Below are 23784 nucleotides of genomic sequence, written 5' to 3'. Positions count from 1 at the left end.
CGTGCCTGAGATCACGCATCTGGCTCACACCTTGAAGTACTTCGCCTCCGGGTGGTGGAACACAAACGCGTCGGTGGACTGTTCGGGGTGCAGCATCAGCTCATCGCTCAGGACCACGCCCATCCGCTCGGGCTTCAGCAACTCCGTTACCTTGCGGCGGTCCTCCATGTCCGGGCACGCCGGGTAGCCGAGCGAGAACCGCGCACCGCGGTAGTCGAGCTTGAACAGGCCGGCCTTGTCCTTGGGCTCCTCAGCCGCGAAACCCAGCTCCTTGCGGATCCGCGCATGCCAGAACTCCGCCAGGGCCTCGGTGAGCTGCATGACCAGGCCGTTGAGCTCGTAGTAGTCGCGGTAGTGGTTCCCGGCGAACAGCTCGGAAGTCACCTCCTCGATCTTCGAGCCGGCGGTGACCAGCTGCACCGGCAGGACGTCCACCTGGCCCGATTCGCGCGAGCGCACGAAGTCGGCGAGGCACAGGTGCCGGTCCCGGCGCTGGCGCGGGAAGTCGAACCGCAGCCGCTCGGTGCCGATCGGACCGCCGGAGCCGCCGTCGGGGGCGAGCAGACCCGCGGCGCCGAGGACGCCGTCGTGATCCTCCCCGTGGTGCAGCACCACCACCTGTTCCCCCTCGGAGACCACCGGGAAATAGCCGTAGGCGACGGACGCATCGAGCATGCCTTCGCCGAGGATGCGGTCCAGCCAGTACCGCAGGCGCGGCCGGCCCTCGCGTTCCACCAGCTCCTCATAGGAGGCGCCGTCATCGCCGCGGCCGGGCTTGAGCCCCCACTGCCCCATGAAGGTGGCGCGCTCGTCGAGCATGGCCGCGTAGTCGTGGAGTGCCACGCCGCGCACAATGCGTGTGCCCCAGAACGGCGGCGCGGGCACGGGGTTGTCGGCGGCGACGTCGGACCGGCTGGGCATTGCCTCCGGTTCGGTCACCGTGAACTTCGGGCCGCCTTTGTGTATCCGTTTCTTCAGCGTCGGAAGGCCGACGGCGTCCGGGTCAGCGCCGCGGGCCACCTGCACCAGCGGTTCCATGAGTGCGAGGCCCTCAAAGGCGTCCTTGGCGTATCTGACGGTCCCTTCGAACTGCTCCGCCAGGTCCTGCTCCACGTAGGCGCGGGTCAGGGCTGCGCCGCCGAGGATGATGGGCCACTTCTTCGCGAGGCCACGGGACTGCAGTTCGGCGAGGTTTTCCTTCATCACCACGGTGGACTTCACCAGCAGGCCGGACATGCCGATCACGTCCGCGTTATGCTCCTCGGCGGCGGCCATGATCTCGGCGATCCCCTGCTTGATGCCGATGTTGATGACTTTGTAGCCGTTGTTGGTGAGGATGATGTCCACCAGGTTCTTGCCGATGTCGTGCACATCGCCGCGCACAGTGGCGATCACCATGGTGCCCTTGCCCGAGGAATCCGACTTCTCCATGTGCGGCTCGAGCAGGGCGACAGCGTTCTTCATCACCTCGGCGGACTGCAGCACGAACGGCAGCTGCATCTCGCCGGCACCGAAGCGCTCGCCCACCACCTTCATGCCCTCGAGCAGCTGGTCGTTGATGATGCCGAGCGGGGTCATGCCCTCGGCGCGCGCCAGGTCGAGGTCCTCTTCGAGGCCCTTGCCCTCGCCGTCGATGATGCGCCGCTGCAGGCGTTCGCCCGTGGGCAGCGCCGCGAGTTCCGCGGCGCGCTGGTCCTTCAGCGCTGCGGTGTCGACGCCGGCGAAGAGGTCCAGCATGCTGGCCAGGGGGTCGTACGTGACGTTGCCGTCGGCGTCGTACTCCCGGCGGTCCCAGACGAGGTCCAGCGCCACCTTGCGCTGCTCCTCCGGAAGCGAAGCGAGCGGCACGATCTTGGCGGCGTCGATGATGCCGCTGGACAGGCCGGCCTGCACGGCCTCGTGCAGGAACACCGAGTTCAGGGCCATGCGCGCTGCCGGGTTCAGGCCGAACGACACGTTCGAGACGCCGAGGGTGGTGTGGATGCCGGGGTACTTCGCGGTGATCTGGCGGATGGCCTCGATGGTCTCGATGCCGTCCCGGCGGGTCTCTTCCTGGCCGGTTGCGATGGGGAAGGTCAGGGCATCGACGATGATGTCTTCGACGCGCATGCCCCATTCGCCCACCAGAGCGTCGATGAGGCGGGAGGCGATGGCCACCTTGCCCTCGGTGGTGCGTGCCTGGCCCTGCTCGTCGATGGTCAGTGCGATCACGGCGGTACCGTGTTCCTTCACGAGCGGCATGATGCGCGCGAACCGGCTGTCCGGGCCGTCGCCGTCCTCGTAGTTGACGGAGTTGACCACCGGGCGTCCGCCGATGTGTTCGAGCCCGGCCTGCAGCACCGGCGGTTCGGTGGAGTCTATGACCAGCGGGAGCGTGGAGGCCGACGCGAAACGTGAGACGACCTCCTTGATGTCGGCCACGCCGTCGCGCCCCACATAGTCAATGCAGACATCGAGCAAGTGAGCGCCGACGCGGACCTGCTCGCGGGCAATATCGACGCAGTCGTCCCAGCGCTCGTCGAGCATCGCCTGGCGGAATGCTTTCGAACCGTTCGCGTTGGTGCGCTCGCCAATGGCGAGGTACGCGGACTCCTGGTCGAAATTCACATGATGGTAGAGGGAAGCGATGCCTGCTTCGCGCTCGGTGGGAACGCGGGCGCCGTCGGCGCCCCTCCCGCCGCTGGTGACGGCGTCGACAGTGCGGAAGGGCGCAAGACGCTCGACGACGGCGGCCATGTGCTCCGGCGTCGTACCGCAGCATCCGCCCACCAGGCCCAGGCCGAATTCCCGCACGAACTGCTCGTGCGCGGTGGCGAGTTCGCTGGGTGACAGCGGATAGTGCGCACCGTTGGCACCAAGGACGGGCAGCCCGGCGTTGGGCATGCAGGCGATCGCCACGGAGGACTGCTTGGACAGGTGGCGCAGGTGCTCGCTCATCTCGTCCGGCCCGGTGGCACAGTTCAGGCCGATGGCGTCGACGCCGAGTGGTTCGAGCGCGGTGAGTGCCGCGCCGATCTCGGAGCCCATCAGCATGGTTCCGGTGGTTTCGACGGTCACCTCGACGAAGATCGGGAGCCGGATGCCGCGGGCCACGATGGCCTGCTTGCAGCCGTTGACCGCGGCTTTGGTCTGCAGGAGGTCTTGGCTGGTTTCGATGAGGAAGGCGTCGGCTCCCCCGTCGATGAGGCCCCCGGCCTGCAGGGCGAAGGTCTGCTTGAGGTAGTCGTAGCTGGTGTGCCCGAGGCTGGGGAGCTTGGTGCCTGGTCCCATCGATCCCAGGACCCAGCGCATCCGTCCGTCTGTTCTCTCTGCCGCCTCAGCGCGTTCGCGGGCGATTTCCGCACCCTTCCGGGCGAGCTCTTCAATCCGGTCGTCGATGCCGTAATCGGAGAGGTTGGACCAGTTCGCACCGAAGGTGTTGGTTTCGACGGCATCGATGCCCACCGCGAAGTAGGCGTCATGAATGTCCGCGAGGACATCCGGCCGCGTGGCATTGAGGATCTCGTTGCAGCCTTCCAGCCCCAGGAAATCGTCCTCGAGGGACAGTTCCCGGTTCTGCAGCATGGTGCCCATGGCCCCGTCGGCGATGACAACCCTATGGTTCACTGCATCCAGCAGTTCCTGCGAACGGACGGGGCGGGGGACAGAGTCGATATCAAGAGCAAAACGAGGCATCTAAACAGATTAGGGGCGGGGGCAGCAACGTTGCGCTGTGTGTCCGTGTACTACGACGGCGGGTGGTGTGACTGGTCTGCCCAGATCTGGACCAGGCTTTGGAGCGGGTCGAGCTAGAGGCACTCGGGAGCGATACTGGTCTGGACGCCCTCCAAGTCGTGGCAACCAGGAGCTCGCCAGCCACCAGCCACACGTCCGCCTCGACGTTGGTGAAGCAATCATAAACGGCCCCACGGATCCCTGAACGGCATGACGCCGAAGCGCTACTGGGATGTCCCGGATCCGCTGGAAGCGCCGCTCCTTCCGCCGCGATGCGACGACCCCGCAGGTCGGGCAGCCCGGTGGCTGATCCGTTTCGACAATGACCCGGCGCCTGCCGTCGTCCGGAACGGTCGCGGAGATGACACGGTAGTCGGGCAGGTTGAAGATGCTGGTGGCAGCGTCGGACGCCACAACGATAGGCTCAGTCAAGGCTCGTGGTCCTGTCCCAGGTTGAATGCTAGACACACTCATCCCAGCAGGGCCGCGGGCCGCTTCTTTATCTCCGACACGAAATCAATTCCCCACGAACCACGAAGAGCCGACGAACCGGTCCACGTACGTCGCCTTCGCCGCCTCCAGGATCTCCGCCTCCGTCGCCGAAGGCCGGCCTTAGACGATGTTGACCCGGATGGTCCCGCCGAACAGCCAGGTGTCCTGCAGCACCATGCCCATCCGCGAGCGCAACTCGTGTCGGGACATCAGCGCCACGTCCACGCCGTCGAGCGTGATCCCCCCAGCGTCGAGCTCGTAGAAGCGCATCCCGCAACTCTGACACGGCGCTTGCAGTTCGAAGCAGACATGCACAGTTCAGCGGCACGTGGGGGCGTTTGGTGATCGCTCGGTGTCGCACTCTGAGTAAGTCTTGGCATCGTCTCGCATCGCTGGGGATTCGAGACACAGAGGTTTCGAGACACCGAGTCGTATAAGAAGAAGGAACCGGCCGTCCGCAGGCGGATTACTGGCAACGGATCCATCATCGGGCGAAGTCCACACTTTCACGGAAGAGCCACGCTAGCCGGCGCCTGATTGACTCTGGCTGTCTAGGGCGCCCCGAGTTAGCCCTCCTGCGGAGGCTCTCAGGGGCTCGAGGGCGGCTAGGACGAGCTCGAGGCCGAAGATGAACTCCTCGGCTGGGTCGTAGCCGGCAGCGACGAGCGCCGCGGCGGACTCGTTGAGGTAGGGGAACTCGTCAGGAGGAAGCTGGGGCAGGTAGACGTCCTTGGCCATGTCCGCGAGCTCATCGGCGGTGTCGAACGGCAGGCTGGCTGCCTGCAGGGCGTAACCGTAGACATAGCTGTCGATCAACCAGTTGGCGTGCGTCGCCATCAAGACCGGGAAGCCGGCCCTTCGCAGGCAGGCGGTGACCGCTTCGTGGTGGCGGAGGTTCGCGGGCCCCGGCGATGTCCGCGACTCCAACAGGCCGATCGCCCACGTGTGGCGTGCGAGAACCTGTCGGGCGGATACCGCCCGCCGTCGCATCGCCGACTGCCAGTCGGTCTCTTCGGGTGGGAGCTCGATCTCCTCGAACACGATGTCGATCATGGCGTCCAGCAGCTCGTCTTTGCTCGCCACGTAGTGGTAGAGCGACATCGCACCCGCGCCGAGCGCGCCAGCCAGCCGGCGCATGCTCAGCCCGTCGACCCCCTCGCGGTCGGCGAGCCGGACCGCCTCGACCACCACCCGCTGCTTGCTCAGCCCCGCGTCTGACGCGACCTGGCGTTGTTCCCTCGCGGACACGGGTCTCCTCGCTCTCTCGAACCTCTTGACAATCGTACAGCGTACGCTCATAGTACAGCGTACGACGTACGGTGTACGAGCCGGCGAGAGTCGCGGCTCGGACGTGAGGAGGCTTCTGTGGGAAGCGAACAGCGATCGAATGCCGGAGCACGCCTGGTGCCGGAGGCGAGTCCGGCCGGGGCGGCGACGATGCGGGCCGCCGTTCAGCGCCGCTACGGCCCGCCCTCAGTGCTCGAGTCGTCCGAGGTCGGGTTACCGCTGCCCGGTCGAGGCGATGTGCTCGTCCACGTGGGCGCGGCCTCGGTACACCCTGGCGACTACTTCGTCATGACCGGTGAGCCGTACGTGGTGCGCCTTGCGTTCGGTCTCCGCCGGCCGCGCCACGGCATCCCTGGCAGGGACCTCGCTGGCGTGGTGGCAGCGGTCGGGAAGGATGTCACCGCTTTCCGCCCTGGCGACGAGGTGTTCGGCTGGAGCACCGCTGGAACGCTCGCGGAGTACGCCTGCGTCCGGGCGGACAACCTTGTGTCCGTGCCCGCCAACGTGTCGGTCGTGGACGCGGCAGCGGTGCCCACGTCGGCCATGGCGGCGTTACAGGCGTTGCGCGAGATCGCGAACGTTCAACCGGGCCAGACGGTGCTGGTCACGGGCGCATCGGGCGGCGTGGGCTCCTTCGCCGTACAGATCGCCAAGGCGTTTGGCGCCGAGGTGACGGGTGTGTGCAGCACCCGCAACGTCGACTTGGTCCGGTCGCTCGGCGCCGGCCACATCGTTGACTACACGAGGACCGACTTCACCCGCACCGAGAAGCGCTACGACGTCATCCTCGACAACGTGGAAGCCCAGCCCCTGGCGGCTGTCCGCCGAGCGCTGACGCCCACCGGCACCCTCATCCCCAACAGCGGACGCGGTGGCCGCTGGCTCGGCCCCCTCGGTCGGATCGTCAAAGCGCGCGTGCTGTCCGGGTTCACCCGTCAGCAGCTGAAGCCCTTCCTGTCGGTCGGGAAGCGCCAGGACCTGCTCACCCTGGCCGACCTCCTCGCGACCGGGCAGGTCACGCCGGTCATCGATCGCACCTACCCCCTCGACGAAGCAGCGGACGCCCTCCGCTACGTCGGGGCCGGCCACACCCGAGGGAAGGTCGTGATCACCGTCTGACGACCGGACCGACGAGAACGACCCAACCCCTACGTCTGCACGCCCAGACCTGCCGCCACTCCGGCGGACGGACCGCTCCTCTTGAAAGACGAACCGATGACCATCCGAACGAAAACCTCGAACCTGCTCGACAACCCACCGATCCCCTTGCAGGCCAAGCTCGCGGCAGCCTGGACCAGCCTCATGTTCCTCGTCATTTACATCGACTACTACCACCTCTACCAGCCCGGCGAAATCGACTTAATTCGCGGTGGCGTCATCTTCGAGTTCGACATCAGCGGGACATTGATGTCCATTTTCTTCGTGATTATCGCGATCCCGGCCCTGATGATCATGCTCTCCATGACGCTGCCCGCCCGTGTGAACCGCGCCACGAACCTCGTCGTTGCACCGCTGTACATCCCCGTCATGGTGTTCAACGCGGCAGGGGCGTCCTGGGACTACGCCTTTTACTACGCCCTCACTATCGGAGTCGAGGTGCTGATCCTGGCCTTCATCCTGCGCGCCGCCTGGACCTGGCCCCGCACCGCACCGTTGGCGACCATGCCGCCCAGCCGTGAGGCCGATCGCGCCCTGCCGCAAGCGTGAACCCAAGAGCAGTCCCCGTCCTGTTCGGAGCCATCTGCCTCGGTGCCGCGGTGCGGGCCTCCTGGCGGTGGGATACCAACTACCACTGGGACGTCGCGTAGGGGCCTTCCAAGGCCCCTGCCGGCAGGTCAGGTCATCGGATGCGCACACAGGCCCACCGCATCGTCGACACCGACCCCAAGCGCGGCAACGTCGCCGTCCGCCTCACCGACCCGCCACGACGGGCACGCCGAGCCGCCGTATCAGATCCGCCAGTCCCACCATCACCCAGGAAGGTCCCGGTCATGATCGAGGCACACGAGCTCACCAAGCGCTACGGCGACAAGACCGCCGTGCACACCCTCAGCTTCACTATCGCGCCCGGCCCCGTGACCGGGTTCCTCGGCCCGAACGGTGCCGGCAAGTCCACGACGATGCGCTTGATCATGGGATTGGACCGGCCGACGTCGGGCACCGTCACGGTCAACGGCAAGCCCTACGGGCAGCACCGTTCCCCGCTGCGGGGAGGTCGGCGCCCTGCTCGACGCCAAGGCCGTGCACCCCGGCCGCAGCGCCCGCTCGCACCTGCGCACGATGGCCGCCACCCACAACATCAAGACCTCCCGCGTCAGCGAGGTCATCGAGGTAACCGGCCTGGCCGGGGCCGCGACCAAGCGCGTCGGCGGGTCCTCCCTCCCGAATTCCAATGGCGACATCCTCGCGATCTCAACGCCGGATCGGCTCGTGCGATCCACCCAGGGACATCCTCGGGTTCGCGGCAGAGAACAGCTGGACACACCGACCGCGCACATGGCGCCGGGCCCCTTCGCAGGGCTTGGACGCTGAAGGATGACCCCGCCGTCACGGCGGGGTCCTCCCTTGCGCTTAGGAACGCTTTAACCCGATACGTTCGTTAGGGGATCTTGCTTTGCGCGGCTTCCTTGATGAGCTGGCGGGCGTCGTAGTCGGTCAGGAATGCCTGGCCCTCAAGTTCCCGCACGCTGCTCTTCACTTCCTTCACGTAGTCGCCGTGGCTCCCGTACAGGCCATCGATGACGTCCTGCGGGAGCGGCCGCTCGTATCCGGCGATGAAGCAGAAGGACGCACCGGTTGCGGTCCCGTACCAGGTGCTCGTCGGAGCTTCGAGGAAGGGTGAGCGCAGGCCACCCTGGACATTGCCGAACTCATCTAGCACCGGCGCGCCGTCGCGGACGAGGATCGGCTCCGCCCGGGGCGGCGCAATGCCTTCCCGGACCCAGAGGTCCAGGTTCCGCAGCGCGGCGTTGAAGAAGATGGAGCTGGGGAACCTGCTGCGCGGTCCCTCGTTGCAGGATGCGGGCGGGACCGAGCGGCCGGCGGCAATGATGTCTTCGGACGAGGCCGAGAAGATGAGCTCATCCGGTGTGGCGTGGCCCGCACCCGCCATTTCGTAGTGGCGGTACAGGTCCCCGGGGACGTCACTGTCGGCGCGTCGGGATCCGATACCCCGGAGGTAATCGGACTGCGACATGATCCGCATAATCGGCACGCCGACGTCCTTGAACTGGCGGCGCGCGTCGTCCGCGGGCGGGGCCAGCTCGCACTGGTTCATCGGGTAGGCGCCGGCGAACGCACCGCCGGCCACAGCAACAATGTACGCGTCATACACGGGTTCGCCGTCGGACTCGACGACGAGCGGGTGCACGCCGTTGATGTAGTTGACCAGGAAGCCGCCCGTCTGGGAGTAGCCGAAGCCGTAGGCGTGTTCCACGCGTGTGGTCGGTGACCCGTACCGTAGCGGGTTGGCGGGATCATTGCTCTTGAGCCAGGCGCCCACCTGGGAGTAAATGTCCCAGATCAGGCCGTTCTCCGTGGTCCGGGACGAGTCGGCGGCCACCGTTGAACAGTTAGCCGGGTCGGTGAGTGGCAGCGGATTCGCGAAGGACAGGGACCCGTACCGCTCCGCATCGAAATTCTTGAGCGCGTCCACGGCGATCGGCTTAGCGGTGATGCCCACCCAGGCGTCTCCGTTGGCGACGATCTGCTCATGGGCCATTGCCCAGCCGATGTTGAGGTCGAAAAGATTGCTGGGGTTGAGCATCTCGACCACCACGTTGCCGCTGAACTTCTGGCCCTTGGCCGGTTTACGGACCAGGACGCGGGTGGTGTACGGAGCGTCGGGGGTGCGGACCTGGGCGGGGCCCGACGTCGGCCAGGTGTAGACGTTCGAGGTGCCGCTGACCAGGTACTCCTCCTCGTCATAGCCCAGCTTCGAAAGGTCCTGCGGGACCTCCTGGTGGTCGGCCGCACCGAACGGGTACGACTCGGCCGTAACTGCCAAGGGGCCCTGCACGGCGGGGATCGGCGTCGTCCCGTCGGGTGCGGCAACCTGCCCGGGCAAGGGGGGCGCCACTGCGGTGGCTGGAACGGCTGACACGCTGAGTGCTGTGATGGCCAGGGACAGCGTCAGCAGGATGGATGTTCGGGAACCGGCTCTCATCGATGCTCCTTCTCGGGACCGGGCTGCGCTGCCCGGCACGCTTCGCAACACAGGCCTCGGTGCCGTGTGCCCTTGCCGCGGAGATCGACGCTCGGTTCAAAACTCGACGAGCGTCAGGCAGCGAAGCACCTCGAACGTAATTAGGGCTGATCGGCAGGGTCAAGGGTGATGCACAAACGTGCACCATCGTGCACAGGTCGTCAACCCGGAGGAGCTCTCCGATTCAGTCGGCGTTGAGAAGCGGCAGGGAGACTCAGACCTCCGCCACCGGAGCCGCGAATTGCGCCTCGTACAGCGCGGCATACGCCCCGCCCGCAACCAGCAACGACGTATGCGTCCCCTGCTCTACGATCTGCCCGTTCTCCATCACCAGGATGAGATCGGCGTCGCGGATGGTGGAGAGCCGGTGCGCGATCACGAAGCTGGTCCGGTCGCTCCGCAGCGCGCTCATCGCCTTCTGCACCAGCACCTCGGTGCGGGTGTCCACCGAGCTGGTCGCCTCGTCCAGGATCAGCACGGACGGCCGGGCCAGGAATGCCCGGGCAATCGTCAGCAGCTGCTTCTCCCCCGCCGAGACGTTGGAGCCCTCGTCGTCGAGCACGGTGTCATAGCCCTGCGGCAGGGACCGGACGAACCGGTCCACGTACGTCGCCTGCGCCGCCTCCAGGATCTCGGCCTCCGAAGCACCGGGCCGGCCGTAGGCGATGTTGTCCCGGATGGTCCCGCCGAACAGCCACGTGTCCTGCAGCACCATGCCCATCCGCGAGCGCAGCTCGTGCCGGGACATCAAGGCGACGTCCACGCCGTCGAGCGTGATCCGCCCGGCGTCGAGCTCGTAGAAGCGCATCATCAGGTTCACCAGGGTGGTCTTGCCCGCCCCGGTGGGCCCCACAATCGCCACGGTCTGCCCGGGCTCTGCCACCAGGCTCAGGTCAGCAATCAGCGGCTTGTCCGGCGAGTACGCGAAGGACACGTTCTCGAACGACAGCCTTCCCCGGGTGACCTCGGGCTCCAGCGGCACGTCGGGATCCGTCAGCTGCTCCTCGGGCTCCAGCGGCACGTCGGGATCCGTCAGCTGCTCCTCGGTATCCAGCAGCTCAAACACGCGCTCGGCGCTGGCCACCCCGGACTGCAGCAGGTTCGCCATGGAGCCCAGCTGGGCCAGCGGCTGGGTGAACTGCCGCGAGTACTGGATGAACGCCTGCACATCGCCCAGCTGCATCATCCCGGACGCGACCTGCAGGCCGCCCACCACGGCGATCCCCACATAGACCAGGTTCCCGATGAACGTCATGGCCGGCATGATCAGCCCGGAAATAAACTGGGCGCCGAAGCTCGCCTGGTACAGCTCCGCGTTCTTCTGCCGGAACGTCTCCTCCACCTCCCGCTGCCGGCCGAACACCTTCACCAGCGCGTGCCCGGTGTAGGTCTCCTCGATCTGGCCGTTCAGCTCGCCGGTGTTCTTCCACTGCGCGACGAACAGCTTCTGCGAGCGCTTGGCGATCAGCGCGGTGGTCACGAGCGTCAGCGGAATGGTCACCAGGGCGATCAGCGCCAGCGTGGGCGAGAGGATGACCATCATCACCAGCACCCCGGCCACGGTCAGCACCGACGTGACCGCCTGGCTGATGGACTGCTGCAGGCTCTGGGAGATGTTGTCGACGTCGTTGGTCACCCGGCTGAGCAGCTCACCGCGCTGCACCGTGTCGAAGTAGCGCAGCGGCAGCCGGTTGATTTTCGCCTCGATCCGTTCGCGCAGCCGGTACACCGTCCGCTGCACCACGCCGTTGAGAATGTACGCCTGCATCCACATAAAGCCCGAGGCCAGCACGTACAGCACCAGCGCCCACAGCAGCACGGAGGCCAGCGCGGCGAAGTCGATCCCGGCGCCCGGCGTCAGCGTCATGGCGCTGAGCATGTCCGCTTTCTGGTTCTCCCCCGCGGCGCGGAGCTGCGCGATCAGCTGGTCCTGGCTCGCCCCGGCGGGCAGCTGCTTGGACACGACGCCGGCGAAGATGAGGTTGGTGCCCTCCCCCAGCAGCCGCGGCCCGATCACCGAGAACGTCACGCTCACGACGGCGAGCATGAGGACCAGCACCAGCCACGTCCGCTCCAGCCGGAGTTCGCCCAGCAGCCGCTTCGCGGACGGCCAGAAGTTCATCGCCTTCTCCGCCGGGATGTTCATCCCCGCGAACGGTCCGCCGCGCCCGGGTCCGCCGGCCGGGCGGGGAATCCGGAGCGGGGCCTCCGTGGCGGTCCCTGTCGCGGCCGTCCCGCCGGCGCCGTTGGCGGGCGTCCCGCCGGCACCGGCGGCCGGCGTCTGGGACTCGACCTTGCTCATGCCGCCTCCTCCGCCGCGAGCTGGGAGTTCACGATCTCCTGGTAAGTCTCCGAGGTCTCCAGCAGCTCCTCATGCGTGCCGTGCGCGACGATCCTCCCGCCGTCGAGCACCAGGATCTGATCCGCGTCCACGATGCTGGACACCCGCTGGGCGATGATCACCAGGGTGGCGCCGGCGGTGTTCTGTTTGAGGGCCTGCCGGAGCCGGGCGTCCGTGGAGGTGTCCAGCGAGGAGAACGAGTCGTCAAAGATGTAGAGCTCGGGCCGTTTCACCAGCGCCCGGGCGATCGCGATCCGCTGCCGCTGCCCGCCGGAGACGTTGGTGCCGCCCTGCGAGATCGGCGCGTCCAGCCCGCCCTCCATCTCGCGGACGAAGTCCTCGGCCTGTGCGATGGACAGCGCCCGCCAGAGTTCGTCCTCGGTGGCGTCGGGTTTGCCGTAGAGCAGGTTGCTGCGCACGGTCCCGGAGAACAGGTAGGGCTTCTGCGGGACCAGGCCGATGTGCCCCCAGAGCAAGTCAGGGTGCAGCTCGCGCACGTCCACGCCGTCGATCAGCACCGCGCCGCTCGTCGCGTCGAAGAGCCGGGGCATCAGGTTCACCAGGGTGGTTTTACCCGACCCGGTGCTGCCGATGACCGCCGTCGTCTGCCCCGACCGGGCGGTGAAGCTGACGTGCGAGAGGACCGGGGCCTCGGCACCCGGGTAGGCGAACCCGACGTCGCGCATCTCCAGCTCGCCGCGGGCGGCACGGCCGGACAGGCTGACCGGGTGCTCGGGCGGCCGGACGCTGGATTCGGTGCCCAGCACCGCGCCGATCCGGTCCGCGGAGACCGCCGCGCGCGGGATCATCACGGCCATGAACGTGGCCATCATGACGGACATGAGGATCTGCATGAGGTAGCTCAGGAACGCGATCATGGTGCCCACCTGCATGGAGCCGTCCGCGATCCGGAATGAGCCGAACCAGATCACGGCCACGGAGGAGACGTTCAGGACCAGCATCACCACGGGGAACGCGAGCGCCATCAGCCGGCCGGCGCGCAGGGCGGTGTCCGTGACGTCCGCGTTGGCCTTCCCGAACCGGGCGGTTTCCACCTCTTCGCGGACGAAGGCGCGGACCACGCGGATGCCGGTGAGCTGTTCGCGCAGCACCCGGTTGACCGTGTCGATCCTGGTCTGCATGAGCCGGAACAGCGGCACCATCCGGGTGATGATGAGCCCCACCGCCACCAGCAGCACCGGCACGCTGACCGCGATCAGCCAGGACAGCTGCGCGTCCAGCCGGACGGCCATGATGACGCCGCCGATGCTCAGCATGGGCGCGGTGACCATAAGCGTGGCGGACATCAGCACGAGTTGCTGGACCTGCTGGACATCGTTCGTGGAGCGGGTGATGAGGCTGGGCGCGCCGAACCGGGTCACTTCCTGCTCCGAGAATTCCGCGACCCGGGTGAAGATCGCCCCGCGCACGTCCCGGCCCAGGGCCATCGCGGCCTTCGCGCCGAAGTAGACGGCGGCGATGGTGCAGGCGATCTGCAGCAGCGTGATGGCCAGCATCACACCGCCGGTGCGCAGGATGTACGCGGTGTCGCCCTGCGCCACGCCCTGGTCGATGATGTCCGCGTTCAGGGTGGGCAGGTACAGGGACGCAATGGACGCCGCCAGCTGGAAGACGACGACGGCGAGCAGCAGCCGCTGCTGCGGTGTCAGGTATTCAACGAGCAGTTTCCAGAGCATCCGTACTCCCAGCCACGTGTCACGCAGAGTGATCCGAAGGTCAGTTTACGTCCGGACGGCGGGGCTGGACCGGGTTTCTCTCACGGCGGACCCGGCCCATAGACCTCTGCCGCGAAAGGGGGACTCAATTTTGTTATTGAGAATCTTTCTCATGTAGAGTTGTGGTCATGCAAGTGACTGTAGTGAGCTCTCTGGACGTCTTTTCCCGGCAGGCGGCGTGCGCCGCGCTGGCAGCAGAATTCCCTGTTGCCCTTGTTGTGTTCCATGACCTGCTTGAGGACGGGATGGTGATCCGGCGGGTCTACAGGGAGGGACGCCTGCTGGAGCGGGAAGTATCGACGTTGGAACACGGATGCCTCAGCTGCACGGTCCGCCTGGATGTGGTGCCCACGGTTGGCCGGTTGCTGGAGTCGGGCTCTCCCGTCATTGTGGGTCTGCCGCCGGCGGTAGCCTCCTCCGCGGCCGTGCACGCACTACTGAGAGGTCTTGGTGATTCATTGACCATCGATTCGGTGGTGCTCGCCTGCGCTCCGGACGCGCTGGAGGACCAGATCTGGGACCACCACACCTTATTCGAATCCGGTTTCACCCCGGTCCCCGAGGATGACCGGACACCCGGGGAATTCCTGGTGGGGGAACTCTCATTCAACGACACGGTCCTGCTGGCCGATCCCGCCCTGGTGCCGGTGGACCCCGCGGAACGGCTCCGGGGAGTGAACCTGGTCCGTGAACTCGCCCCTCATGCCGTGGTCACCGAAAGCGCACGAGAGCTCCGGACCGGCCGGCATAACCTGGCAGAGGCGATGGCGCGTACTGTTCCCGGGTCGGTGAGGGCCCCGGCTGAGTCGTCGTCGCCCTTCAGTACGGTGGTGCAACGGATTGAGCGGCCCCTGCACCCGGAACGCTTCCGCCATGCCCTGGCAACCCTCGCCGAGGGGAGCTGTTGGCTGCGCGGACGGCTCTGGGTTGCCTCGGCGCCGGGCTGCCGGATCGCCGTCCAGGGCATCGGACCCCGCATCTGGCTGGAAAACACCGGCCCCTGGCAGGCCGCCCGGACACCCGTTCCGTTGACAGTGCGGGGCTGGCATCCGGAATTCGGTGACCGCGGCACGGTTCTGGCCATCACCGGAGATGATGTCGACGCCGCCGAAATCACCGCACTGCTGGCGGAGTGCGAACTGACCGAGGAGGAAATGGCCTCCGGCAGCCGCGCGTTCCCTGATCCCTTTGACCTGAACGAAGCAACAGAAACACCACAAAGGAGCAACTCATGAAAGTACGAAACTCGCTGCGGGCACTGAAGAAGATACCGGGAGCGCAGATCGTCCGCCGGCGTGGCCGCACCTTCGTCATCAACAAGAAAAACCCCAGAATGAAAGCCCGCCAGGGCTAACCACTGACGCCCCGGAGGGTGCCGTCGCCCGCGGGCAAGGCGCGGCACCCGATCCCGGTCTGGATCCGGCCCCGGCATCACAGGCCCGGCATCAGGCCGGTTTCGGGGCGCAGCTGAGCACAGCTAGCGCCCTTCCAGGTTCCAGCCCCAGCCGTTCCAGACCATCAGGTGAGGGCCTCCCGATCAACGTCAGCCGGTATTCACCCTGCTGATGAGGTCCGGCTCAGATGCCGGTGAACTCGTGTCCCTGGGCCGGGAGCCCGGCGGCCATCCAGGCCTTGAGCCCGCCCTTGAGCACGACTGCGTCCTGATAGCCGAGGGCCTTCAGTGCAGATAGGTACACATTCGACTGCCAGCGTTCACGCCGGGCCAGAGGCCAAGGCCCGTCAGCAAACAGATAGGTGCGGCGCCCTGGCCCTGAGCGGATCTCGCCGCCGCGCGGTCCACAAACCAAGTACCGTGGCCACTGCTGACAGGTGCCTGACCACTTGCGTAACCTCGGGCCCGGTGAAAACGTGAAGCTTTGCAGTGATTGCCAACGACAAGCACTTCAGGAGATGACATGTCCCTCGTCCGCGTGCATAATTTCTCGGTCTCCCTTGACGGCTTCGGCACCGGCGAAGGCCAGCAACTCGACGCTCCGTTCGGTCACGCAGGCTCACGGCTAATGGAGTGGGCCTTCGAGACGCGCACCTTCCGCGAGATGGGCATCCACGGGGAGTCGGAGGGATCCCGCGGCGTCGACGAGGCGTTCGCCAGCCAGTGGGGGCCCGGGATCGGCGTGGAGATCATGGGGCGCAACAAGTTCGGGCCTCAACGCGGTCCCTGGGAGGACGAGGAATGGAAGGGGTGGTGGGGCGATAACCCTGTCTTCCACACCCCTGTCGTTGTTCTGACACACCATCCCCGGCCGGTACTCGAAATGGAAGGCGGAACAACCTTCCATTTCGTTGACGCCGACCCCGCCTCCGCGCTCAAGCAGGCTCGCGCCCTGGCCGGCGACCTCGACGTCCGGATCGGTGGCGGCGTCAGCACGATTCGACAGTTCCTCGAAGCCGATCTGATCGACCACATGCACATCGTCCTCGTACCGATCGTCCTGGGCCGGGGCGAACGGCTCTGGGATGGACTCGAAGAACTCGAACAACGCTTTGAAATCGAAGCGACCCCTTCCCCACCCGGAGTTCTCCATCTGATCTTCACTCGCCGCACGGCCCGGTAGGCCGACATGGGAGCGACCGCCCGTGAACGTCCGTCCGGGAGACACCCCGCTCTATCAACGCCGAAAGTGGCGCGTCGTGTTCCATGGCCCGTCTCCGAGACCTATGGTCTGTCACCTCCGTTACGGTCTACGGAGAGCGTAGACATCTCTCAAGGAACGTACGCTAAGGAGCCCCTTGCGGGCTGTGAGGTGACACATGGCGCTGCGAATACAACGCCACTTATCGCTGCAATTCACAGCCGGCAACCCAGCAGACTCATCCATCCACGGAGTTCGTGTCTTAGAGAGCTTTTGTTTTTCAAGACACCGGGTTAGTGAACTAAAAGATGCGTCGGCGTCCGTTTGTAGCACCTTCACCGGGCAGTTTCTCGGGCGGGTCATACGGGAATCATCCAGAGCCGCAAAGACAGGGGTTTCCTGAAGCAGTGGTCGGGCCGCCGGCCCGGCCGGAGGGGGACCGGCTTACGGGCGCTGCACTTGGCTTGCAGGCGGCGCTAGCTGATGCCTTTATGGACAGATGCTTCTATATTCCGTCAACCAGCCCGGGCCGGTTGGTTGTGTACGCTTCGCGCTTGCAAGCGCTTGCGGCAACTGCGACGATTTGTCTACTATGGGCTGCATGGTGGTTAGTGTGGAATCAGTCGCGGAGCGGGCGGGGGTCTCGGTTTCAACCGTTTCTCGTGCATTGCGCGCCGTTCCTGGTGTTTCAATCGCCACCCGCAAGCGCGTGCAGGCGGTGGCTGACGAGCTAGGTTATTCGGCGTCCCCGGCAGCATCGCGCCTTGCGACAGGCCGGACCATGACCGTGGGCATCGTGGTGCCCGTGCTCGCCAAATGGTTTTTTGGAAAAGTCATCGGCGAAGCCACGCATACGCTCCGGGAGGCCGGCTATGACGTGCTCCTCTACGAGCTCGCCACTCCCGGACAGCGACAGAGGTTCTTCGGTACCGTCCATCTGCATGGCCGCGCGGACGGGGTCATTATCATGGCCTTGCAGCCGAGCAGAGAGGAACTCGAATCGCTCGCCTCTCAGGGGCAGGCAGTGGCTTTGCTGGGTGCCGAATCGCCGGGTTCCGCATCGGTGTCCGTGGACAACGTCGCGGCCGGGCGGGCTGCGGTGAGGCATCTGTTGAACCTCGGTCACGAGCGGATAGCTTTCATCGGCATCCGTGATGAGGAGGACAGCAACCTGGGCGGCGTGCCGCCCCTGCAGCGCCTGGTGGGCTACAGGGAGGCCTTGGCCGAAGTCGGGCTCGCCCAGGAAGACGTCCTTGAACAGTTCGATGAGAACAGTGTGGGCGGGGGCGCTGCAGCCATGTCCCGGCTGCTTGTCGCGGAACGGGCTCCGACCGCGGCATTTGTCGCCTCCGACGAGATGGCCTTTGGTGTCCTCAAAGTCCTCCGCCAGGCAGGCCTGGATGTTCCCCGGGACTTCTCCGTGCTCGGTTTCGACAACCATGAGCTCTGCGATGTCGTGGGCCTGACAACCATGGACCACGAGGTGGCCGAACAAGGACAAGATGTCGCCCGGCTCCTCCTGGAGATCATGCATGGAGGGCACGCAGTGGCCCTTGCCCGTCTGGCTCGTCTTATCGTCCGGGAGTCCACCGCACCGCCCCGGGCATTGCGCACAATACGTACCGCCCCAGACTCTCCGCATTCCGCCGGACACTCCGGCAATCTCTGAAGGGAAACTTCATGCAATACCGCAAACTCGGCAACAGCGGCATGTACATCAGCGCGATTGCGCTGGGCAACTGGGCCACCCACGGCGAAACCGTGGACCAGGACGTCGCCACGGCGTGCGTGCAAAAGGCCCTGGACCTTGGTATCACCACCTTCGACACCGCCGACGCCTACGCGGGCACCAAAGCCGAAACCATGCTGGGCGAGGCCCTCAAGGACGTTCGCCGCGAGGGCATCGAGGTCATGACCAAGGCGTTCTTCCCCACCGGGCCGGGCAAGAACGACCGCGGCCTGTCCCGCAAGCACATCATGGAGTCCATCAACGGCTCGCTGCGCCGCTTGCAGACGGATTACGTGGACGTCTACCAGGCGCACCGCTACGACTACGAAACCCCTCTCGAAGAAACCATGGGCGCCTTCGCCGACATCGTCCGAGCGGGCAAAGCTCACTACATTGGCGTCTCCGAATGGACCGTGGAGGAGATCCGCGCTGGGGCCGCCTTGGCGGCTGAGCTAGGCATCCAGCTCGTCTCCAGCCAGCCGCAATACAACATGCTCTGGCGCGTCATCGAGGCCGAAGTCGTGCCGACCTGCGAGGAGCTTGGGATCACCCAGGTGTGCTGGTCGCCGCTGGCCCAAGGCGTGCTGAGCGGCAAGTACGGCGCCCCGACCGTTCCGATCGGCAGCCGTTTCAGCTCCGATGACGGAGGCATGAAGGCCGAGCACAAGTTCATGCAGCCGGCTGTCATCGAACGGGTTGCGAAGCTCAAGCCGATCGCTGCGGATCTCGGCGTGCCGATGGCCACCTTGGCCGTGGCCTGGGTCCTGGCCAACCCTAACGTCTCCGCAGCGATTGTCGGCGCCAGCCGGCCCGAACAGCTCGAAGACACGGTCAAAGCCGCCGACTTGGTCCTCGAACACGAAGTGCTTGAACAGATCGACGGTGCCCTGGGCGATGTCGTGGAGCGCGACCCCGCCAAGGTGGAGTCTTTCCCCCAGCGCGTTTAAGGTACGACGGCCCTGGCAGAGCCGGCGTCGACGCTGTTGAGTTGCCGGAAGATTTGCCGGGTGATGTATCTCTTGAGGCTGCGGATGATTTCCTTTTTGGTGCGTCCTTGGTTTGTTCGTTTCGCGACGTAGTCTCTCGTGGCCTGGTCGCGGTTCATTCTGACGAGGGCGATGGTGTAGATCGCTTTGTTGAGTTGGCGGTCGCCGCCGCGGTTCAGGCGGAATCTGGTGGTCCCACCTGATGAGGCCGGGACCGGGCAGGTGCCGGCCAGTGCTGCGAATGCGGCCTCGGAGCGCACTCTTCCAGTGTGTGACCAGGCTGTGAGGATGATTGCCGCAAGGACTGGGCCAATGCCGTAGATTTCCAGAAGAGCCGGCTGCACTTGCTGCACGAGTGACTCGAGTTCGGTATGGTTTGTGGCCATTTGCTCTTGCAGGGTCAGGATCTGCTTCGCAAGGCGTGTAGCTTCGCGGCGGCAGGTTTGAACACCGAATTCCTCATCCCGTTCCCTCCAGGCTGCGATGGTGTTGATCTGGGTGATGGTCAAAGGTTTACGGGCGTCGATGCCGAGGTCGACCACCCGAAGGAGAGCGGTGAGAGCGTTAACGGCTGCGGTGCGTTCCCGGGCCATCGATCGCCGTGCGTTCGTCAGGATTCGAAGTGCCATGTGGTTCTGGCCGGACCGTGGTTCCCATAGACGGTCCACAGGAATGCCCAAGGTAGCCCGTGCTTTTTGGGCACTAATGTCCTGCTGGCCGGATTGGTCGCGGCCTCACCGCCTGCGCTCCTTCCGGTGTCCGCTCGGGACCGGTGCTTCAATAATAAGGAAGTGGAATGGTATCGATGCGGCCTGTTTTTGGGGTGCTGCCCGCCGTAGGCTATGGGCATCCATCGCACACAGGAGGTACCAATGCGCACGGCAGCATCTATGACTGAAACCGAGCAGGTCCACCGTCTTTCCGAAAACCTCATGAATCATTTGGCCAAGGGCAGGGAATGGGCCACGCCTGGGGTGGAGGCTGCACTGCTAAGAGCGGTGGCCGGGCTGGATACCGGCATTGAGACTGCATCCCCTCGCCTCCAGGCAGTTTTGCGCCATCTCGCTGACGACCTGGCCGGCGGTGTGGAGACACTCACTCCGCGGGTCCAGGAGCGTTTGAGGCGTGTTGGGACGAAAGCTGTGGCGGAGGTCGTGGAGCCGGTTGAGGCCGGACGGACAGTGTCCATGAAGTGGTGGTGGATAGGCGGGCTGTTGGCCGTGGCCGCCACCGGTGTCGTCGTGTGGCGCTCCTTGCAGGCGTCCGGGGAAGAGCCCGCGCCATCGTTAACTGTGCAGGAGACCGGCGGCACGGATTTTGATGCTGACCCGGATCTTGCCGCGGGCCGGATGTAGGAGCCACGCGCTGAGAGGAAGCTGGAACACGCTTCACCGTACGTTCCCTTAGCAGCGGTTTGCTTGGTCCTTGTCGGCTTGTTGATCCTGTGGATGGCGCCGTTGCAGCCCGGCAGTGGTCAGAGTGTCCTCGTAGTGAACAGAGAATCGCCGTGGACTGCATCAGGTTCTACTTGCCCGGTTTCGACAAATCCGAGTTTGTCCAGCACACGGCGTGAAGCGGTGTTCCAGTCACGAACTGTAGCCCATAGGCGTCGGTAGCCCGACGCCTGCGCCCGCTCGAGGATGGCCCACGAGGCCTCGGTTGCAAACCCCTGACGCCAGGTTTTGCGGAGGAACTCGAACGCGAGTTCTGGCTCTTCAGCACATCCATTCCCGTTGGGAATTAGCCCGCAGTAGCCGATGACCTGCCCCGAACTCATCTGCTCTGCGGCCAGCAACCCTGGAGAAGGGTGCCGGTCGTCATGACGGATCCGGTCCTCGAGATCTTCCAGCGAAGGATGACCGTCTGGACCGATGCGACGATGCGGAGGGACGCGAGGATCACGCTCGGTCCACAGCTCGCGCTGGACGGCGGCGTCAGACACACGCCATGGCCGCAGCAGCAGTCGATCGGTTACGAGGACGGCCTCGGCCTGGGGTACTCGCGCATGGTCCATAGCAATAATTATGGAGGTTATCGCCCTGGCAGGCTCCACCACAGCCGGGTACGGATACGGATCCTCTACCGGGCAATGGATCGTCCGGTGGAGCACCGGCTTCCGGGCGGACATCGGCGTCGGGCGGGAGGTCTGGTACCGCAATCCTGACTACTTGCCTAACCTCGGGCCCGGTGAAAATGTGAAGCTATACAGGTCATAGCGTCCACACTCGCGCCCCTCGCGGCACCTTGATACAGACCAGCACTGGCTGCCGCCCTCATCCCTACCCACGAAATGGGCCGTTCCCACCCGCCCGGTGGAGGATCGGCTTACGGACAGTAATGACAGATCGGTTCTACAGCCCAGACCCTCAAGCCGCTGGTACAAATGGCCTCTTTTGAGATTCAGAATTGGCTGACTACGCGGCTGACGTGTGTGAGCCAACGACCTCGCGTGTCGGGGTCTATTCCAGGTCTGTGGTGAGGACGAGTTCAATTGTCTGTGTGAGCAGTGCGAGTTCGGCGTTCTCCTCGAGGTCCGGCCACTCCTCTTTGATCTCCAGAAGCTCGTGCAGGAATGTCATTCCGGTGACGATGACCGCGAGCAGCACGGCCCGCTCCTTGGGGCGAGAGAGCCCGAGTTCGGTCATCATGGGCAGCATCATTCGACTGATGAAGATCTCGCGGAGCTGCGCTACAGCCTCGGGTTTCGAACTGGCTGCCCTCATCATTCCGAGGATGTTGCTGGCCTCGGGCGAGTTGACCGACTCGAGGATGCGGCGACCTATAGCCCGCGCAGCCTCCGCTCGTGGGAGAGCTGCCATGAGCTGTGGTGCTGCGAGAGCTTCCTCGCTCGGTGCGGGCATCGACGCCGCGAACAGGTGCTCCTTGCTGGAGAAGAAATAGATCGCAAGACTCGGATCGACTCCCGCGCGCTCGGCGATCATCCGCATAGTAGTCCGCTGATACCCGTGCTCGGCGAAGAGAGAGCGCGCGGCTTCGAGGATCTGTTGCTTGCTTTCGCTGGTCCCTCTTCGGCGACCTGCTCGTGCAGTGGTCATTGGCGCATCCCGGCCTAGTCGTGGTCCTTGACATGCAATCGTAACGATCTCTTGAAATTTTAATTCAACGGCCGTTCAATTAGAGGGCGTAGCGACAACATCCCTACCAACGAACCAAGGGGCAACGCCGTGACTCAATCCTTGACATCGCCGTCGATTGCGACGGGCGTGACTCCCGAACGCCTTCGAGGCTTACGGCGGTGGAACATCGCACTCGCAGTACTGCACCTCGGCCAGGCTGCCGTGCTTTTCTTCCTGACGAACGACTTCGCGATTCCGGTGCTCGCTTCGTATGTTGATGGTCCTCCCGGAGCAGGAGAGGAGGGAGGACTCGTAACTTCGACGCTCTTCGTGCTGACGATCGGGTATGTCCTCGTGGCATTTCTCGCTCTGGCTGGCATTGATCACCTGCTGACGGCGACGCTCGGCCGCAGAATCTATGAGCGTGACCTCCGGCGCGGCATCAACCGGTTCCGGTGGGTCGAGTACTCGTTCAGCGCGACCCTCATGGTCATCGTGATCGCACTCTACTGGGGCATCGTGACTATCAACGCCCTCATCGTCGTAGCCGGCGCCAACGTCGCGATGATTCTGTTCGGATACCTTCAAGAGCGAATGAACCCCCCGGGCCGAACAGCGACCACGATGGTCCCGTTTTGGTTCGGTGCGCTGGTTGGAGTGACTCCGTGGGTGGCGATGGGCCTCAACATCCCCCTGTACTCCGACGCTCCGGAGTACATCTTCGTCATCTTGGCGATTCAGGGCGTTCTCTTTTTCTGCTTCGGACTCACTCAGTGGCTTCAGTACCGGGAAATAGGCCCGTGGGCCAACTATGCGTTCGGTGAGAAAACGTATCTGGTGCTGAGTCTCGCGGCGAAATCTCTGCTGACGTGGCAGGTCTTCCTGGCCTCTCTCATCGAATGAATAAGTGATTACTCCGGCGGAAGCAATTGTGCCTAGTGGATGAAGAATCCTCAGGAGGAACGGTGTCCTAGCTGACCTTGGTGGGCGATGCCGTAGCGGGTAACCGATCACAGCTCCTCGACACCATAGGTCTCCAGAACAGCGGCTCACCGGCTTGACCGTGGATGGCCGTGGGCATGCCGATTAAATAGTGCACCTGATCTGTCCTCCAAGGCGGGATGGAGAAGGATCGGCTTTCGGGCGCTGGTTCGACACCGAGCGATCACAAGACGCCGCCACTTAGCGATCAAATCCACAGTTCACAGACCACCGCCACCAAGCGCTAAAGTCCACAGGCCGGTGTAGATTGGCGCAGATGCTGCGCATTGGCTCAATCGTCATCCGGGTGGACAACCTCGAACGCCAGATGGGTTTCTGGCAGGCCGCGCTGGGTTACGTACCGCGGCACGATCCCAGCGGGGACTTTGTCATTCTGCAACCGCCGGACGGCGTCGGCACCTGCATTTCCTTGGACCGGGTTCCAGCGACGCTCCAGATCCCCCCGCGCTTGCATCTGGACCTTTATACGGACCAGCAGGACGCCGAAGTGCAGCGGCTCCTGGCCCTGGGCGCGACCCGTGTGGAATGGAACAAGCGGCCGGCCGACGCGGACTACGTGATCCTTGCCGACCCGGAGGGCAACCGGTTCTGCGTGGTGGACACCGCGCAGCAGCCGTGAGCC

At 65.1% G+C, this 23784-nt stretch carries 18 protein-coding genes and 3 pseudogenes; 12 read left to right on the top strand and 9 right to left on the bottom strand.

Annotated features, from left to right (window positions below; genetic code table 11):
* Positions 1-24: 24 nt before the first annotated feature.
* The 3 genes and pseudogenes from metH to ABIB29_RS18030 form a co-directional block, all read right to left on the bottom strand.
* Positions 25-3675: a methionine synthase gene (gene metH / locus ABIB29_RS18040; protein ID WP_354174179.1), complete on the bottom strand. Its 3651-nt coding sequence runs from the start codon at positions 3673-3675 to the stop codon at positions 25-27.
* Positions 3676-4251: 576 nt separating this feature from the next.
* Positions 4252-4476, bottom strand: a pseudogene (locus ABIB29_RS18035) (ABC transporter ATP-binding protein); the annotation flags it as partial.
* A gap of 252 nt (positions 4477-4728) precedes the next feature.
* Positions 4729-5505, bottom strand: coding sequence for a TetR/AcrR family transcriptional regulator (locus ABIB29_RS18030; RefSeq protein WP_502915648.1), 777 nt, complete (start codon positions 5503-5505; stop codon positions 4729-4731).
* A gap of 66 nt (positions 5506-5571) precedes the next feature.
* Between ABIB29_RS18030 and ABIB29_RS18025 the strand changes: the two genes are divergently transcribed.
* From ABIB29_RS18025 to ABIB29_RS18015, 3 genes and pseudogenes are all read left to right on the top strand, one after another.
* Positions 5572-6612 (top strand): NAD(P)-dependent alcohol dehydrogenase, encoded by a 1041-nt coding sequence (locus tag ABIB29_RS18025; RefSeq protein WP_354174178.1) that lies wholly within the window; start codon positions 5572-5574, stop codon positions 6610-6612.
* Positions 6613-6708: 96 nt separating this feature from the next.
* Positions 6709-7200: a DUF6326 family protein gene (locus ABIB29_RS18020; RefSeq protein WP_354174177.1), complete on the top strand. Its 492-nt coding sequence runs from the start codon at positions 6709-6711 to the stop codon at positions 7198-7200.
* A gap of 284 nt (positions 7201-7484) precedes the next feature.
* Positions 7485-7875: pseudogene (locus ABIB29_RS18015) on the top strand (ATP-binding cassette domain-containing protein); the annotation flags it as partial.
* A gap of 217 nt (positions 7876-8092) precedes the next feature.
* Here ABIB29_RS18015 and ABIB29_RS18010 read toward each other — a convergent pair.
* The 3 genes from ABIB29_RS18010 to ABIB29_RS18000 form a co-directional block, all read right to left on the bottom strand.
* Positions 8093-9658, bottom strand: a complete 1566-nt coding sequence (locus ABIB29_RS18010; protein ID WP_354174176.1) for an alpha/beta hydrolase domain-containing protein — start codon at positions 9656-9658, stop codon at positions 8093-8095.
* A 253-nt stretch (positions 9659-9911) separates the two neighbouring features.
* A complete protein-coding gene (locus ABIB29_RS18005) occupies positions 9912-11999 on the bottom strand; it encodes an ABC transporter ATP-binding protein (RefSeq protein WP_502915647.1) in 2088 nt (695 codons plus the stop codon).
* The gene (locus ABIB29_RS18000) at positions 11996-13735 is read right to left on the bottom strand and encodes an ABC transporter ATP-binding protein (protein WP_354174175.1); all 1740 of its coding nucleotides are present in this window, start codon (positions 13733-13735) and stop codon (positions 11996-11998) included. Before ABIB29_RS18000 ends, ABIB29_RS18005 begins: the two co-directional genes overlap by 4 nt.
* A gap of 167 nt (positions 13736-13902) precedes the next feature.
* Here ABIB29_RS18000 and ABIB29_RS17995 point away from each other — a divergent pair, with 167 nt between their 5' ends.
* From ABIB29_RS17995 to ABIB29_RS17970, 6 genes and pseudogenes are all read left to right on the top strand, one after another.
* Positions 13903-15009: a GTP-binding protein gene (locus ABIB29_RS17995; protein ID WP_354174174.1), complete on the top strand. Its 1107-nt coding sequence runs from the start codon at positions 13903-13905 to the stop codon at positions 15007-15009.
* Positions 15006-15128, top strand: a complete 123-nt coding sequence (ykgO, locus tag ABIB29_RS17990) for a type B 50S ribosomal protein L36 (RefSeq protein ID WP_011693081.1) — start codon at positions 15006-15008, stop codon at positions 15126-15128. Before ABIB29_RS17995 ends, ykgO begins: the two co-directional genes overlap by 4 nt.
* A 562-nt stretch (positions 15129-15690) precedes the next feature.
* Positions 15691-16350, top strand: coding sequence for a dihydrofolate reductase family protein (locus ABIB29_RS17985; protein WP_354174173.1), 660 nt, complete (start codon positions 15691-15693; stop codon positions 16348-16350).
* Positions 16351-16867: 517 nt separating this feature from the next.
* Positions 16868-17098, top strand: a pseudogene (locus tag ABIB29_RS17980) (LacI family DNA-binding transcriptional regulator); the annotation flags it as partial.
* A gap of 51 nt (positions 17099-17149) precedes the next feature.
* Positions 17150-18037, top strand: a complete 888-nt coding sequence (locus ABIB29_RS17975) for a LacI family DNA-binding transcriptional regulator (protein WP_354174253.1) — start codon at positions 17150-17152, stop codon at positions 18035-18037.
* 11 nt (positions 18038-18048) lie between these two features.
* The gene (locus tag ABIB29_RS17970) at positions 18049-19044 is read left to right on the top strand and encodes an aldo/keto reductase family protein (RefSeq protein WP_354174172.1); all 996 of its coding nucleotides are present in this window, start codon (positions 18049-18051) and stop codon (positions 19042-19044) included.
* On the opposite strand, the gene ABIB29_RS17965 is transcribed toward ABIB29_RS17970, so the two are convergent.
* Positions 19041-19712 (bottom strand): transposase, encoded by a 672-nt coding sequence (locus ABIB29_RS17965; RefSeq protein ID WP_354174171.1) that lies wholly within the window; start codon positions 19710-19712, stop codon positions 19041-19043. The genes ABIB29_RS17970 and ABIB29_RS17965 overlap by 4 nt on opposite strands.
* A gap of 261 nt (positions 19713-19973) precedes the next feature.
* Here ABIB29_RS17965 and ABIB29_RS17960 point away from each other — a divergent pair, with 261 nt between their 5' ends.
* Positions 19974-20438, top strand: a complete 465-nt coding sequence (locus ABIB29_RS17960; protein WP_354174170.1) for a hypothetical protein — start codon at positions 19974-19976, stop codon at positions 20436-20438.
* A gap of 119 nt (positions 20439-20557) precedes the next feature.
* Here the strand turns inward: ABIB29_RS17960 and ABIB29_RS17955 are convergent, their stop codons facing one another.
* Together ABIB29_RS17955 and ABIB29_RS17950 are read right to left on the bottom strand one after the other, a co-directional pair.
* A complete protein-coding gene (locus ABIB29_RS17955) occupies positions 20558-21097 on the bottom strand; it encodes a GNAT family N-acetyltransferase (protein ID WP_354174169.1) in 540 nt (179 codons plus the stop codon).
* Positions 21098-21542: 445 nt separating this feature from the next.
* Positions 21543-22139, bottom strand: coding sequence for a TetR/AcrR family transcriptional regulator (locus ABIB29_RS17950; RefSeq protein ID WP_354174168.1), 597 nt, complete (start codon positions 22137-22139; stop codon positions 21543-21545).
* 168 nt (positions 22140-22307) lie between these two features.
* Between ABIB29_RS17950 and heR the strand changes: the two genes are divergently transcribed.
* Together heR and ABIB29_RS17940 are read left to right on the top strand one after the other, a co-directional pair.
* Positions 22308-23063, top strand: a complete 756-nt coding sequence (gene heR / locus ABIB29_RS17945; RefSeq protein ID WP_354174167.1) for a heliorhodopsin HeR — start codon at positions 22308-22310, stop codon at positions 23061-23063.
* Positions 23064-23418: 355 nt separating this feature from the next.
* Positions 23419-23781: a VOC family protein gene (locus ABIB29_RS17940; RefSeq protein WP_354174166.1), complete on the top strand. Its 363-nt coding sequence runs from the start codon at positions 23419-23421 to the stop codon at positions 23779-23781.
* Positions 23782-23784: the final 3 nt, after the last annotated feature.

Origin of the sequence: Arthrobacter sp. UYEF36 (genome assembly GCF_040547025.1) — a bacterium.
Classification (GTDB): Bacteria; Actinomycetota; Actinomycetes; order Actinomycetales; family Micrococcaceae; genus Arthrobacter.
Note: the sequence above shows the minus strand (reverse complement) of the source record. Positions and strands in the feature narration are given on the sequence as shown.

Coding starts and splice junctions, on each gene's coding strand:
- metH (WP_354174179.1), bottom strand. CDS start 3,675: ATGCCTCGTTTTGCTCTTGATATCGACTCTGTCCCCCGCCCCGTCCGT.
- ABIB29_RS18030 (WP_502915648.1), bottom strand. CDS start 5,505: ATGAGCGTACGCTGTACGATTGTCAAGAGGTTCGAGAGAGCGAGGAGA.
- ABIB29_RS18020 (WP_354174177.1), top strand. CDS start 6,709: ATGACCATCCGAACGAAAACCTCGAACCTGCTCGACAACCCACCGATC.
- ABIB29_RS18010 (WP_354174176.1), bottom strand. CDS start 9,658: ATGAGAGCCGGTTCCCGAACATCCATCCTGCTGACGCTGTCCCTGGCC.
- ABIB29_RS18005 (WP_502915647.1), bottom strand. CDS start 11,999: ATGAGCAAGGTCGAGTCCCAGACGCCGGCCGCCGGTGCCGGCGGGACG.
- ABIB29_RS18000 (WP_354174175.1), bottom strand. CDS start 13,735: ATGCTCTGGAAACTGCTCGTTGAATACCTGACACCGCAGCAGCGGCTG.
- ABIB29_RS17995 (WP_354174174.1), top strand. CDS start 13,903: ATGCAAGTGACTGTAGTGAGCTCTCTGGACGTCTTTTCCCGGCAGGCG.
- ykgO (WP_011693081.1), top strand. CDS start 15,006: ATGAAAGTACGAAACTCGCTGCGGGCACTGAAGAAGATACCGGGAGCG.
- ABIB29_RS17985 (WP_354174173.1), top strand. CDS start 15,691: ATGTCCCTCGTCCGCGTGCATAATTTCTCGGTCTCCCTTGACGGCTTC.
- ABIB29_RS17975 (WP_354174253.1), top strand. CDS start 17,150: ATGACCGTGGGCATCGTGGTGCCCGTGCTCGCCAAATGGTTTTTTGGA.
- ABIB29_RS17970 (WP_354174172.1), top strand. CDS start 18,049: ATGCAATACCGCAAACTCGGCAACAGCGGCATGTACATCAGCGCGATT.
- ABIB29_RS17965 (WP_354174171.1), bottom strand. CDS start 19,712: ATGGCACTTCGAATCCTGACGAACGCACGGCGATCGATGGCCCGGGAA.
- ABIB29_RS17960 (WP_354174170.1), top strand. CDS start 19,974: ATGACTGAAACCGAGCAGGTCCACCGTCTTTCCGAAAACCTCATGAAT.
- ABIB29_RS17955 (WP_354174169.1), bottom strand. CDS start 21,097: ATGGACCATGCGCGAGTACCCCAGGCCGAGGCCGTCCTCGTAACCGAT.
- ABIB29_RS17950 (WP_354174168.1), bottom strand. CDS start 22,139: ATGACCACTGCACGAGCAGGTCGCCGAAGAGGGACCAGCGAAAGCAAG.
- ABIB29_RS17940 (WP_354174166.1), top strand. CDS start 23,419: ATGCTGCGCATTGGCTCAATCGTCATCCGGGTGGACAACCTCGAACGC.